The organism is Bacillus mexicanus, from assembly GCF_050445615.1.
GTDB classification, from domain to species: Bacteria; Bacillota; Bacilli; order Bacillales; family Bacillaceae; genus Bacillus; species Bacillus mexicanus.
On the sequence record NZ_JBCEYV010000001.1, the window covers coordinates 605707 to 619292 of the forward strand.

14 protein-coding genes and 1 riboswitch are annotated in these 13586 nt (G+C 41.4%); of the genes, 12 read left to right on the forward strand and 2 right to left on the reverse strand.

Annotation, left to right across the window (positions count from 1 at the left end):
* Positions 1–179: 179 nt before the first annotated feature.
* The 3 genes from sigX (at position 180) to aroD (ending at position 2876) form a co-directional block, all read left to right on the forward strand.
* Complete coding sequence (sigX, locus tag AAGG74_RS03335) at positions 180–764, forward strand: RNA polymerase sigma factor SigX (RefSeq protein WP_162102576.1); 585 nt, start codon at positions 180–182, stop codon at positions 762–764.
* A complete protein-coding gene (locus AAGG74_RS03340; protein WP_429674517.1) occupies positions 700–1809 on the forward strand; it encodes a sigma-X negative effector in 1110 nt (369 codons plus the stop codon). The genes sigX and AAGG74_RS03340 overlap by 65 nt, the downstream gene beginning before the upstream one ends.
* A gap of 299 nt (positions 1810–2108) precedes the next feature.
* Positions 2109–2876, forward strand: a complete 768-nt coding sequence (aroD, locus tag AAGG74_RS03345; protein ID WP_429674519.1) for a type I 3-dehydroquinate dehydratase — start codon at positions 2109–2111, stop codon at positions 2874–2876.
* Positions 2877–2917: 41 nt separating this feature from the next.
* Here aroD and serA read toward each other — a convergent pair whose 3' ends face one another.
* Positions 2918–4495 carry a phosphoglycerate dehydrogenase gene (gene serA, locus AAGG74_RS03350; RefSeq protein ID WP_429674520.1) on the reverse strand — a complete coding sequence of 526 codons (1578 nt, stop codon included), beginning with the start codon at positions 4493–4495 and terminating at the stop codon, positions 2918–2920.
* A gap of 196 nt (positions 4496–4691) precedes the next feature.
* Positions 4692–4826, forward strand: a riboswitch (FMN riboswitch).
* Positions 4827–4978: 152 nt separating this feature from the next.
* On the opposite strand from serA, the gene fmnP reads away from it, so the two are divergent.
* On the forward strand, positions 4979–5551 hold the full coding sequence (gene fmnP, locus AAGG74_RS03355) for a riboflavin transporter FmnP (RefSeq protein ID WP_162102580.1): 573 nt from the start codon (positions 4979–4981) through the stop codon (positions 5549–5551).
* A 38-nt stretch (positions 5552–5589) separates the two neighbouring features.
* Here fmnP and AAGG74_RS03360 read toward each other — a convergent pair whose 3' ends face one another.
* Positions 5590–5838 carry a ferredoxin gene (locus AAGG74_RS03360; RefSeq protein ID WP_039074341.1) on the reverse strand — a complete coding sequence of 83 codons (249 nt, stop codon included), beginning with the start codon at positions 5836–5838 and terminating at the stop codon, positions 5590–5592.
* Positions 5839–6102: 264 nt separating this feature from the next.
* Here AAGG74_RS03360 and AAGG74_RS03365 point away from each other — a divergent pair, with 264 nt between their 5' ends.
* From AAGG74_RS03365 to gudB, 8 genes are all read left to right on the forward strand, one after another.
* Positions 6103–7161, forward strand: coding sequence for a YpbB family protein (locus tag AAGG74_RS03365; protein ID WP_429675232.1), 1059 nt, complete (start codon positions 6103–6105; stop codon positions 7159–7161).
* On the forward strand, positions 7154–8644 hold the full coding sequence (locus tag AAGG74_RS03370) for a RecQ family ATP-dependent DNA helicase (protein WP_162102581.1): 1491 nt from the start codon (positions 7154–7156) through the stop codon (positions 8642–8644). The genes AAGG74_RS03365 and AAGG74_RS03370 overlap by 8 nt, the downstream gene beginning before the upstream one ends.
* A 26-nt stretch (positions 8645–8670) precedes the next feature.
* The gene (locus AAGG74_RS03375) at positions 8671–9270 is read left to right on the forward strand and encodes a CPBP family intramembrane glutamic endopeptidase (RefSeq protein ID WP_225493816.1); all 600 of its coding nucleotides are present in this window, start codon (positions 8671–8673) and stop codon (positions 9268–9270) included.
* Positions 9224–9940 (forward strand): LysM peptidoglycan-binding domain-containing protein, encoded by a 717-nt coding sequence (locus AAGG74_RS03380; protein ID WP_162102582.1) that lies wholly within the window; start codon positions 9224–9226, stop codon positions 9938–9940. The genes AAGG74_RS03375 and AAGG74_RS03380 overlap by 47 nt, the downstream gene beginning before the upstream one ends.
* A gap of 61 nt (positions 9941–10001) precedes the next feature.
* Positions 10002–10445, forward strand: a complete 444-nt coding sequence (locus AAGG74_RS03385; protein ID WP_429674521.1) for a YpbF family protein — start codon at positions 10002–10004, stop codon at positions 10443–10445.
* Positions 10446–10528: 83 nt separating this feature from the next.
* Positions 10529–11308: a metallophosphoesterase gene (locus AAGG74_RS03390; RefSeq protein WP_429674522.1), complete on the forward strand. Its 780-nt coding sequence runs from the start codon at positions 10529–10531 to the stop codon at positions 11306–11308.
* A gap of 157 nt (positions 11309–11465) precedes the next feature.
* A complete protein-coding gene (locus AAGG74_RS03395) occupies positions 11466–12050 on the forward strand; it encodes a genetic competence negative regulator (protein ID WP_429674523.1) in 585 nt (194 codons plus the stop codon).
* A gap of 157 nt (positions 12051–12207) precedes the next feature.
* Complete coding sequence (gudB, locus tag AAGG74_RS03400) at positions 12208–13482, forward strand: NAD-specific glutamate dehydrogenase (protein ID WP_162102586.1); 1275 nt, start codon at positions 12208–12210, stop codon at positions 13480–13482.
* Positions 13483–13586: the final 104 nt, after the last annotated feature.

Sequence of the window (13586 nt, forward strand, 5' to 3'; positions counted from 1 at the left end):
CTTGTTCCATAAGAAACACCCGCTATTAGAGCGGGTGTTTTTTTAAAAAAGACCATATTAATAAAATTTAAGGATATGTTAATATAAATTCCCTTCCAAATTCCAGTTTCTCGTAATATAGTTGTAATGTAACTTTTCAAGCTATTCATACGACAAAAAAGTGAACGGAGGGGTTTCAAATGGAAGAAACCTTTCAATTATTATATGATACATATCATCAAGATTTGTACCAATTTTTATTTTATATGGTAAAGGATAAAAGCCAGGCGGAAGATCTTCTTCAGGAGGTTTATATTCGGGTACTACATTCTTATCATACGTTTGAAGGAAGAAGCAGTGAAAAAACATGGCTTTTATCTATCGCACGTCATGTTGCGATAGACTGGTTCCGTAAACAGCAGACGATCAGACAGCGTATACTCGGCACATTTGATTGGGATACACAGGATGTCAGAGACCAGCAACTGCTTCCGGACGAACTTGCGGTTCAGCATGAAAATGTCCGTGAAATTTATGCTGCGCTTGATCAATGTACGATCGATCAAAGAGCTGTGATTATCTTACGGTTTATTCAGGGATATTCAATTCAGGAAACAGCCACTACGCTGCGCTTCTCGGAAAGCAAAGTAAAAACGACCCAACACAGAGGGCTCAAAGTACTTCGGAAACATATGGAGCTTTTGAGGGAGGAGCTAATGGATGATGAAGTCAGAATGGAACGAAGAACAGGTAAAGGAGTTGTTAAGCCAACTTCCAGCAGTTAAAGACCATCGTTCACCTCACGATATTTACAAGCGGCTGACGATGGCAAATAGCAAAAAAAAGCCCATAGTTAGGTGGATTGGCCCCGCGTGTGCTGCTGCAATTGCGATTTATATCGCCTTCATTATTACTCCTCATTTCTTTAATCAGGCACAGCCTCAACAAAAAGAAGCGTCCGAAGAGAACGCTGTAACGAAAATGGAGAAAGCAGACAGCCCGAAAGCTGCGTCGTCCCTGAAGCAGACTTCATTTGTTGTTCCTGAAAAGGAACAGAGTCATTACATTACTGTTGCGATAGCTGATGCCGAAACATCCGCAATCATACCCATCAGCATTAAAAAAACAAACGCAGACCAAACGATACAGGATATGCTGTCTAGAAGTGGTGAATTGGGTATCCTTGATCATGATGCCATTACGATTCCATCCTTCATAGATGAAGTAGAGGTCAAGGAAAAACCAAAGCAGAAAGAATTAAGTGTACGAGTCCATCAGCTCATTACGGCCTTTTCGGTAAGAGATGATACACTGTTGAAAAAATTGCTGAAAGAATCCTTAAAATGGAGTCCATACGAAAAAGTAACATTTTTATCAGATCAAAATGAGAGTGGCGTTCCTATTGGCTCATATGGCACTTTTACGGAAATTTCGATTCCTAAACAGTCAAAAAGAGCCTATTGCTTATACCAAAATAAACAAGGACAAAACTTTCTCGTTCCGTCAAAAAAAACATTTAATACTGTAAAAGAAGCAATTAAGGACATGGAATCAAGCAGCCAAGAGGATACAGAACCTCTTATTCAAACGGGTGCTGTCCAATCTGTAACGGAGAAACAGAATCACTTATATATCCGTTTCTCAAAAGACGCAGAAGTTGATGATTCGATTACCGGTATTTTAATGCTTGAAGGACTTCTTTTAACAGCGAAGGACTTCGGCTTTACAGATGTGACTTTTACGGAAACCAAAGCAAAAAAAATTGGCAAATATGACGTATCAGATGCCATTTCGGTACCAGCTGCTCCAAATCCAATTTCATTAAATTAAAAAGAATTCTTTTGAAGTGCACCCTGCATGTTCGATGTAGAGGTGCTTTTCTTTTGTCTGCATTTTTACAAAATTACAGCAGTTATACGCCACATAAGCTAGGGATTACAAAATAAAAAACGTCAACTCAATATCGAATCAAAAATTATCTGTATCATGCTTCAAAAGCAGCGTAACGAATCACTTTAGGGGTTTGCTTCACTTCAGCTCTTTTCAACTTTTTATATAATAGAAATTTTCAAAAAAAACCTTGGCGTGTATAATAAAAAAAGGGTACCGATTGAAAGGATTTGAGACGAGTGAACGTGTTAACAATTAAAGGAGTTTCTATTGGTGAAGGAATGCCGAAAATCATCGTTCCGCTAATGGGCAAAACGGAAAAACAAATTTTGAATGAAGCAGAAGCTGTAAAACTGCTGAATCCGGACATTGTAGAGTGGCGAGTCGATGTATTTGAAAAAGCAAATGACAAAGCAGTCGTCACAAAGATGATTTCTAAGCTTCGGGAAGCTTTAGCGGACATCTTGTTTCTATTTACATTTAGAACTCAAAAAGAAGGCGGGAGCATGAAAATGGATGAAAGCTCCTATATTGCTTTACTGGAAGCGGCAGTTCGGACAAAAGAAATTGACCTTATTGACATTGAATTATTTTCAGGAGATGCAAACGTGGAAGCTTTCGTATCGCTGGCAGAAGAACATCATGTTTATGTAGTGATGTCAAATCATGATTTTGAGAATACACCTGCGAAAGAGGTGATTCTGTCGAGACTTCGAAAAATGCAGGATTTAGGCGCGCATATTCCGAAAATTGCTGTCATGCCAAATGATACGGGAGATCTTTTAACACTGCTTGATGCGACGTACACAATGAAAACAACATATGCAGACCGTCCAATTATTACGATGTCAATGGCAGAAACAGGGCTGATCAGCAGGCTAAGCGGGGAGGTTTTTGGATCAGCTTGCACGTTTGGGGCAGGAGAAGAAGCTTCGGCACCTGGCCAAATCCCTGTTTCTGAGCTGAGGAATTTTTTAGAGATTCTGCACAAAAATATACGAAAATAGAACAATAAAAAACTCAAGCTTCAAAAGCTTGAGTTTTTAAATTACGGAAGATCAATGAGCTTCACAGACACAATGTCAGAAACGTTTGTTAGCTCTTTCACAATTTTTTCTTCCAAATGTCTGTCAAATGAAAGCATCATGATGGCTTCCCCGCCTTTTTCTTTACGGCCAACCTGCATGGTTGCAATGTTAATATCATTATCTCCAAGAATACGTCCTACTTTGCCGATGACACCTGTTGTATCTCGATGCTGAATATATACAAGGTGACCTGTCGGATAAAAATCGATATTAAATCCGTTGATCTCGACAATACGCTCTCCGAAATTAGGGATATACGTAGCTGTCACAGTAAAGGTACTGCGATCTCCTGTCACTTTTACGCTTATGCAGTTATCGTATCCAGATTCAGAAGAGGAAATCTTTTCACTGAAGCTGATGCCGCGTTCTTTTGCGACACCGCCGGCATTGACTTCGTTAACTGTTGAGTCGACGCGCTGTTTTAAAAAGCCTGACAGAAGGCTTTTTGTAATGAACGATGTTTCAAGTTTGGCAATTGTACCTTCATATTGGATGGCAACATCCTGTACAGGCTCTTTCATGCATTGGGATACGAGGCTGCCGATTTTTCCTGCGATTTGATGGTAAGGCTTAATCTTAGCAAATTCATCTTTTGTCATGGCAGGCAGGTTGATAGCTGACATTACAGGAAGGCCTTTTGCGAATTGCAAAACTTCTTCTGACACTTGAGCCGCCACATTCAGCTGAGCTTCTTTCGTCGATGCTCCCAAATGAGGAGTGGCAATCACTAATGGATGATCAACGAGTTTATTCTCAACTGGAGGTTCAACTTCAAAAACGTCCAGCGCCGCTCCGGCAACATGTCCGCTTTCCAATGCTTCGAGAAGCGCCGCTTCATCGATAATACCGCCTCGCGCACAGTTAATTAAGCGAACGCCTTTTTTCGTTTTAGCGATCGTTTCTTTATTTAATAAGCCTTTTGTTTCTTTTGTCAAAGGTGTATGAACGGTAATAATATCGGCGTTTTCAAGCACTTCTTCAAATGTACGGCTGTTTACCCCGATTTTTTTCGCTCTCTCTTCAGTTAAGAAAGGATCAAAAACGTGAACAGTCATACCAAATGCTCGCGCGCGCTGTGCAATTTCGCTTCCGATTCGGCCTAATCCGACAATTCCAAGCGTTTTTCCATAAAGCTCTGAACCGACGTAAGCTGTACGATTCCACTCTTTGGATTTCACTGAGATATTAGCTTGAGGAATGTGTCGCATTAAGGAAGAGATCATCGCAAATGTATGCTCAGCTGTCGAAATGGTGTTTCCATTTGGGGCGTTAATCACGATTACCCCATGTTTAGTCGCTTCGTCAATATCGATATTATCTACACCGACACCAGCTCTTCCGACAATTTTTAAAGAAGTCATTTTTTTGAAAAGGTCTTCTGTCACTTTTGTCGCGCTTCTCACCAAAAGAGCATCAAAAGTATGTAATTCCTCCTCTGCTTCTGTTACGTTTTTTTGAACGATTTCAATAAAATCTGAATCAATAAGTGGCTGTAAACCGTCATTGCTCATTTTGTCTGAGACCAATACTCGAAACATCGTTAGATTTCCTCCTAAATTGACAAACTAAATATCTGATAATTTAACATATTCTTAATAGAGTGTCAATGTATATTGACGCAGTAAAGGATAAAAGAAAGGCTTGAAAAATCAACATTTTTCTATTATATATAATTTGAAGCAATTCTCTATACAGCCAACCGGTTATCGTTTATAATGAAATTAAATTCATATGATCAATCTTCGGGGCAGGGTGAAATTCCCTACCGGCGGTGATGAGCCGATGGCTCTAAGCCCGCGAGCTGTTTTTACAGCAGGATTCGGTGAAATTCCGGAGCCGACAGTACAGTCTGGATGGGAGAAGGTAGAGGTTCATAAGCGTTTTGAAATTGTCATTTCAAACGTTTCTTTGACTAGCCTAATTTTCGAAACCCCGCTTTTATACATAAAGCGGTTTTTTTATTGGCTGGAAAAGAACCTTTCCGTTTTCGAGTAAGATATGATCGAAAAGGAGAGAGTGTAATGAAAGTAAAAAAATTAGTTGTGATCAGTATGCTGAGCAGTATTGCATTTGTTCTGATGCTGTTGAATTTCCCGTTTCCGGGTCTTCCGGATTATTTAAAAATTGATTTTAGCGACGTGCCCGCTATTATTGCCATTCTGATTTACGGACCTTTGGCAGGTATTGCTGTAGAAGGAATCAAAAATGTTCTTCAATATATCATTCAAGGGAGCATGGCTGGAGTTCCTGTAGGGCAAGTTGCAAACTTTATCGCAGGCACACTCTTTATATTACCGACTGCTTTCTTATTTAAAAAGCTGAACTCAACAAAGGGCTTGGCTGTCAGTCTTCTTCTGGGAACTGCAGCGATGACCATTTTGATGAGCATCTTAAATTATGTTCTGATTCTTCCGGCATACACGTGGTTTTTGCATTCACCGGTATTATCTGACAGCGCGCTGAAAACAGCGGTCGTCGCAGGTATCCTGCCGTTTAACATCATAAAAGGCATTATCATTACAATTGTATTCTCACTTATTTTCATCAAGCTTAAGCCATGGATTGAACAGCAGCGAAGCGCGCATATCCATTAATGAAAAAAGCTCCCGCAGGGGAGCTTTTTTTGTTACTTCTATTCGAATTTAAGCGCGTCGCCTTCAAATGGCTCATCCGCCACTTTGATGGAATCAGTAGGGCATCCTTCAAATGCGTCAATCATATCTTCTTCCAGTACCTCAGGAACTTCGACAACGCCTTTGTTTTCATCTAGCGTTACGAACGCGATGCCTTCATCATCGTAATCGTAAATGTCTGGTGCAGCAGCTCCGCAAGCGCCGCATGCTATACATGTATCTTTGTCTACGATTGTGTACTTTGCCATGAATAAAACCTCCCAGATTGTTCTTGGTGGAACAAATGGATCAATCTTTATATTTAATCAATTTAACACCTATTCCCTTACTTATTGTAATGATGTTGCTGCCACATTTCAACAGAAAAATGATTGAGAATGCTTATCACATAAGGGGTCATCTACATAACATCCCCCTTAATGATGACTTTAAACGTCGATTTCTGTTAGAAATCTGTTAAAATAAAAAGAGCAAATCAACGATTTTTGTCAGGAAGAATGTGGGTGAATAGGTTGTCATTAAATTATTTCGATATTATGGTTCTCGATTGCCTTTATAAAATGAACGGAGAACGGTCGGGAAGCGCTGTTTTCCACCTATTCAAGGGCAAAAGATCGTCACAAACCATTCAAGATGCCGGCCTATTTCAGACTGCGAAATACTTTGGGATAGCGCCGCAATGTTCGAGAAGAGATATTTCAGCGTCACTTACTAAGCTTGAACAGCATTCCTACCTTGAATCATTGTTTGAAACAGATACATACAAAGCAACAGCCAGCGGAACAGCAGCTTTAAGCCGCACTCTTACTGAGCGGCCTTGGCCGGCACACTGCCACGGCGCTTATTACCAGCAGGCAGCTAGAGTACTTTGGAAAAGACTATCTCTGCTTGTGCAGGTTTTATCCCATAAACTGCAAGGGAGCAGGCAATATATCCCTGTCACCAAGGATTACAAGACACTTCACTGGGTCAAGAGATTCCTGTTTCGGCATACGGATCATATAGAGATGGCAAACAGTCTTTTTGCCATGCTGGAAGCGCATTTGCAGAAGCTTGATGATAAGGCAGCGCAAATTTTTGTCTATTCCTTAACCTCGCACCATAGGATTGGTTATACAAGCAGGCAGCTTGCTGACGCGCTCAAAGAAGATGAATGGTATGTGTATATTATGTTTTGGGCTTCGGTACATTACTTTATTTATTCTCTGCCGGCATGTGAACATTCTCTGTTAAAAGACCTTCTCTCTGATGTGCATTTAGAGAATGCCTTGACAGAGTCAACGAGGAAAACATGGCAGATGGTCAAACAAGGGATCCCGATACAGCGAATTGCTGAAATCAGAAAGCTGAAAACAGCCACGATCGAAGACCATATTGTTGAAATTTCTCTTCATGAGCCTGCGTTTGTGATTGATGACTATGTAACAGTGGAAGATCAGATCAAGATCACAGAGTTTTCCAAGCGGATGCAGACGAACAAAATCAAACAAATTCGCGACGGGCTTGAACAGCAATTTAGCTACTTTCAAATCAGACTGGCATTGACAAAGCAGGTGCAGCAATATGACTGAATTACAGAAAACGTTATATCAGTTTTTTGGTTTTACTTCCTTTAAAAAAGGGCAGGAGGACATTATTAGAAGCGTGCTTAGCGGGAAGGATACCATTGCGATGCTTCCGACCGGAGGAGGGAAATCGCTTTGCTACCAGCTTCCTGGCTATATGCTTGACGGCATGGTGTTAATCGTTTCACCGCTGCTTTCTTTAATGGAGGATCAAGTTCAGCAGCTGAAAGCGCGGGGTGAAAAGCGTGCGGCTGCTTTGAACAGTATGCTTAGCAGGCAGGAAAGACAATTGGTTTTGGAGCATATTCACCGATATAAATTTTTGTACTTGTCCCCGGAGGCTTTGCAGTCGCCATATGTGTTGGAAAAATTGAAAAGTGTCCCGATCAGCTTATTCGTTATTGATGAGGCGCATTGTATTTCTGAATGGGGGCACGACTTCAGGCCTGACTATTCAAAGCTCGGACAGCTGAGAAAAAAACTTGGGCACCCACCTGTTTTGGCATTGACAGCTACAGCGACAAAGGATACGTTGCAAGATGTCACGAACCTGCTGGAGCTGCAGCATGCTCAACGGCATCTCAACTCAGTCAATCGGCCAAATATCGCACTCCGTATTGAAAATGCGGAAAATCCTGCCGAAAAAATAGATAGGGTAATTCAGCTGGTTGAAAACCTGCAAGGGCCGGGAATTGTTTATTGCCCGACACGGAAATGGGCCGAAGAATTAGCGGGCGAAATTAAAAGCAAGACGAGCAGCAGAGCTGACTTTTACCATGGTGGTATGGAGTCTGGCGATAGGATTTTAATACAACAGCAGTTTATTCATAACCAGCTTGATGTGATATGTTGTACGAATGCGTTTGGAATGGGTGTCGATAAGCCTGATATCAGGTATGTGATTCATTTTCATCTCCCGCAGACGGCCGAAGCTTTTATGCAGGAAATCGGCAGAGCTGGACGTGATGGAAAACCAAGTGTCAGCATTTTGCTGCGGGCGCCAGGTGATTTTGAATTGCAAGAGCAGATTATCCAAATGGAGAGTGTTACAGCTGGAGAAATCGCAGAAGTCATCCGCGTGCTTGAAAAAACAGATGAGCAGGATGAGAGAAGGCTGCGCGACGTAATCATGCAATATGGTGTCGGAGAGACACAGGCCCGTATGATGATCCATCTCTTTATGCAGGGGAAAACATCAATTGAACTGATGGAGCAGGAAATTTCATCTCGTATAGAGCTGAAGAGGGAAAAAATGCACCGCGTATCTTTTCTGCTTCAGCGTGACGGTTGTGTAAGGCAATCATTGTTATCTTATTTTGATGAAGCATATGAGCTTGAAGACGAAAATTTCCCGTGCTGTTCACATTGCGGTTTTGATTTATCCTTGTATAAACAAAAAGGGGAACGGAGTAAAATGACGTCATTAGACAGTTGGAGTTCGGAATTGAACCGTATATTCAGCTTTCAGACTGTAGGTGAGCTGAACTGAAACAGCAGAAGGATTTCATTCAGCATATGTCTGATCGAGATATGCTCAAGCAGTTATATTTGACACAGCTTTTCCTTATGATTGCCGCAGTTTTAGCTGGATTATTCTTTTTCAATGACGTAAGAGACGTACTAAAACTCTGGGATATTCGCGATATGAGAATCATATGGCATGGTGTTTCTCTTTCGGTTATTGTGATTTTAGCTGATATGGCAGTGATGAAATGGTGTCCGCCTCATTTATATGATGACGGCGGAATCAATAAAAAAATATTCAGTAAGAGGTCAATCCCTCATATTATATTTTTAACGCTTCTGATTGCTTTCGCGGAAGAAATGTTATTCAGAGGAGTGCTGCAGACTCATATCGGTCTTTGGGCGGCCAGCCTTGTGTTTGCCGCTCTGCACTTTCGATATTTGTCAAAATGGCTGTTATTTATCATGGTGACAGCAATCAGCTTTTTGCTCGGTCTGATGTATGAATGGACCGGTAACTTATTTGTTCCGGTGACGGCGCACTTTATTATCGATGCCGTGTTTGCCTGTCAGATTCGTTTAGAACATGTGAGGAGGGATAAACATGACGAACATGTCGAGAGTAGAGAGAAGAAAAAAACAGAATCTTGATGAAGATCACGCGTTGGCGGACGATTATTTCGATGAGGATGAAGAAAGCCTTCCGACAAGGCAAACTGTTAAAAATCAAAGAGAACAGAAAAAAAAGCAAGGTAAAACAAAAACGCCATTATTCACTATACTCGCTGTATTATTTGTATTTGTGCCGGTTATCGTTTTAATCAGTTTATTTTATCTGAAAGACCACCCGGATGATCATGAAGATGTGTTTATCGACAGAAGCCAAAGTGAATATGAGATTGTTCCGAAACAAAAGGACAAAAAAGACACCAATGAATCCAAAGAAATGAAAGAGACCGCACTGCAGAAAGAGTCAAAAAAACAGGCTGAGGACACAAAGGCAAAAAAACCTGCGAAACCAACACCTGATAAGAAACAGTATGCTGCAGCGGAAAAAGAAGACTCAGCAAATAAAGAGGAAGCAGCAGCTGCTGCTTCCTCTTCCCAGCAAGAAGATGTGCAGCCGCCGGCAAAACAAGCTCATCCTGAGCCGAAACGAGTTGTCAAGCACACTGTGCAAAAGAAAGAAACGCTGTACCGCATTTCTATGAAGTATTATAAAAGCCGGACGGGAGAAGAAAAAATTCGCGCGTATAATCATCTGAGTGGAAATGAGGTTTACACCGGACAAGTTTTGGACATCCCTTTAATGGAGGAATAGGGCATTTTTTTATTTTACGCTCATATATTGTAGCAATGAAAATGGACAAGGTGTGAAGCGTATGGGATCCCTATGGAATCAGATAGACCAGTTTACAGACGCGCCGACCAAGCAAATGCTCCAAGCACTGGTGAAACGAAAACAAAAATTTGAAAACTATGCGTCGCAATGCCGCAGATGGCGATGGGCTTCACTCATTTGCTTAGGCTTATTATGTCTTATGATCATAATCAAAAGCCCGGCGCCTCAGCACATTCTTCAAGAAATGCTTAGCCATACCTTTTATTTGTTTTGGATGATGGCAACCGCTTTTGCATACTGCACGTCTCATTATTTTAAAAAAAAGGAAGAAAAAGCTGAGGGCGATTTTCATAAGCTGAGATGTGAAATTATTCAAAAAAGCACTGATCTTTGGCCGCAGCCGGACAAATGGCGGGCGAGAGAATCTGTTTTTCAAATGATGAAGCACAAATATGATATTAATCTATATTTTGAAAGTAAATAAAATCGGGCGTTTTCTCAAACGATAGAAACGTCTTTTTTTATTGTCCGTCTTATTGATAAGTTCTAAAAGAATGGAGCGTTTTTATGAAGCTATCAGTGAAAATTGCCGGTGTGTTAACTGCTGCAGCAGCGGCAATGACGGCAAAGATGTATTCAACAGCAAAAGGCAACCATTTGAAAACACATAAGTTTCCTTCAACAAAAATGAAGGGCAAGCCGCCCCTTATTATCTTTTTTATCTCGGACATTCACAAACGACTCATAAATCTGGACCTTTTAGAAAAAGTGCGCAGCCATGCTCCTCATCTTGTGATCATCGGCGGTGATTTAGCCGAAGGCGGGGTTTCCAGCAGAAGAATCGGGGAGAACATCAAAAGGCTCGCGGATTTAGGGATTCCCGTCGTGTTTGTATGGGGAAATAATGATTATGAAGTCAAACAGCATAAACTGTATTCCATATTCAAAACACACGGCGTCATTGCTCTGAGGAATGAGTCAGTTCCTTTTTCTTACAATGGTCATACAGTTGCGATTGCCGGAGTTGATGATATCAGAATGGAAATGGATCATTATGAAGAAGCCATTAAAGAACTCGACAAAAGCCAGCTGAATATTTTGGTTTGCCATAACCCGGAAATTCATGAGCAAATCAATGAAACCGACGGCATTGATGCGATATTCAGCGGGCATACCCACGGCGGTCAGATTAGGTTTTGGAAGTTCGGCCCTTATGAACTTGGAAAAACAGGTGTTGTAAAAAATGCAGCGTATCTCATCAGCAACGGATACGGGACCACAAAAGTGCCCCTCCGTTTAGGTGCTGAGCCGGAAACACATATTGTGACGATTTGTGCGCCAGAATAACGTCTCAAAAGGAAAAATCCATATGGCGATAAAACTGCATTGTGCTTGTCTTACTAGTGAACTCAGTGTAAACTGATAACAATTAAGAACCTATGACTCATCATCTCATATAATGTGTTATATGATTTGTGTGCAAGTAGAGGCAGGAGGGAACGTTATGCGGCTTGAGCGTCTGAATTATAATAAGATCAAAATCTTTTTGACCCTCGATGATTTGACAGACCGAGGATTGACAAAAGAAGACCTCTGGAAGGACTCGTTTAAAGTCCACCAGTTATTTAAAGATATGATGAATGAAGCGAATACAGAGCTCGGCTTTGAAGCGAATGGACCGATTGCAGTGGAAGTGTATTCTCTCCAAGCACAAGGGATGGTTGTGATCGTAACAAAGAATCAAGACGCTGATTCAGAAGACGATGAGTATGATGATGATTACATCGAAATGCAAGTCAAGCTTGATGAAAGTGCGGACATCATTTATCAATTCCATTCCTTTGAAGATATCATTCAGCTTTCAGAAAGCTTACAGCGAATCGGTATCACAGGGGGAAATGTCTACCACTATGACGGACAGTACTTTTTAAGCCTTGAAGACCTGGGGTCACGTACGGCTGAGGGAGTTGTAGCGGTTCTCGCTGAATACGGAAATCCGACAACGTTAACGATTTATCGTTTGCACGAGTATGGTAAGCTCATTATGGACGGTAATGCCGTTGAGACAATACAGACCCATTTTTCATAAGAATATAACGGAAAACTGCTGATTTCACAGCGGTTTTTTTTCGTTGAAAAACATGGAAAAACATAACGTTTATTCTATGCATAGATGATATGAAGGTGTATACTATTCTCTGAAAGGGAGCATGTGAGAAACAGAAGATTCTAGGAGGTTAACTCAAATGGCAGCCGATCGATACACCGGTCATACAGAAGAGGACAAACTTGATGTATTAAAATCAACCCAAACCGTCATACATAAGGCTCTGGAAAAATTGGGATATCCAGAAGAAGTGTATGAATTGTTAAAGGAGCCGATGAGGTTATTAACGGTAAAAATACCCGTTCGCATGGACGACGGTTCAGTAAAGATTTTTACCGGTTATCGTGCCCAGCACAATGACTCTGTCGGTCCGACGAAAGGCGGGATACGTTTTCACCCTAACGTAACAGAAAAAGAGGTGAAGGCGCTTTCTATTTGGATGAGTTTAAAATGCGGCATAATTGATCTTCCATATGGCGGTGGTAAAGGCGGAATTGTTTGTGATCCAAGGGATATGTCGTTTAGAGAGCTGGAGCGTCTGAGCAGAGGATATGTCAGAGCGATCAGCCAAATTGTCGGCCCGACAAAAGATGTGCCGGCCCCGGATGTATTTACAAATTCACAAATCATGGCTTGGATGATGGATGAGTATTCAAGAATTGATGAATTTAATTCACCTGGCTTTATTACAGGAAAACCGCTTGTACTTGGCGGATCTCATGGAAGAGAATCTGCGACAGCAAAAGGTGTAACCATCTGTATTAAAGAAGCGGCTAAGAAAAAAGGCATCGATATTAAAGGTGCGCGTGTCGTTGTCCAAGGCTTCGGAAACGCGGGGAGCTATTTGGCGAAATTTATGCATGATGCAGGAGCGAAGGTTGTCGGCATCTCAGATGCATATGGCGGACTTTATGATCCTGATGGTCTTGATATCGATTACTTACTCGACCGCCGTGACAGTTTCGGCACCGTAACAAAGCTGTTTAACGATACCATTACAAACCAAGAGTTGCTGGAGCTGGATTGTGATATCCTCGTTCCTGCTGCGATTGAAAATCAAATTACAGAAGAAAATGCACATAACATACAGGCTAAGATTGTCGTGGAAGCGGCAAATGGGCCAACAACGCTTGAAGGGACCAAAATCCTTTCAGACCGGGACATTTTGCTTGTGCCAGACGTGCTGGCGAGCGCCGGGGGCGTAACAGTTTCTTATTTTGAATGGGTTCAGAATAATCAAGGCTTCTACTGGAGTGAAGAAGAGGTAGAAGAAAAATTGGAAAAAATGATGGTTAAATCATTTAACAATATATATGAAATGGCCAAAAACCGCAGAATTGACATGCGGCTCGCTGCTTATATGGTCGGCGTTCGAAAAATGGCCGAAGCTTCGCGTTTTAGAGGCTGGATATAAGTAGATGGTTTGCATAAAAATAAAAAATCTCCTATGATATAGTAGGAGATTTTTTTATTCGGATATAGAAAAATATGAAGTGAAATGCCAATCGCAGGAGTTGA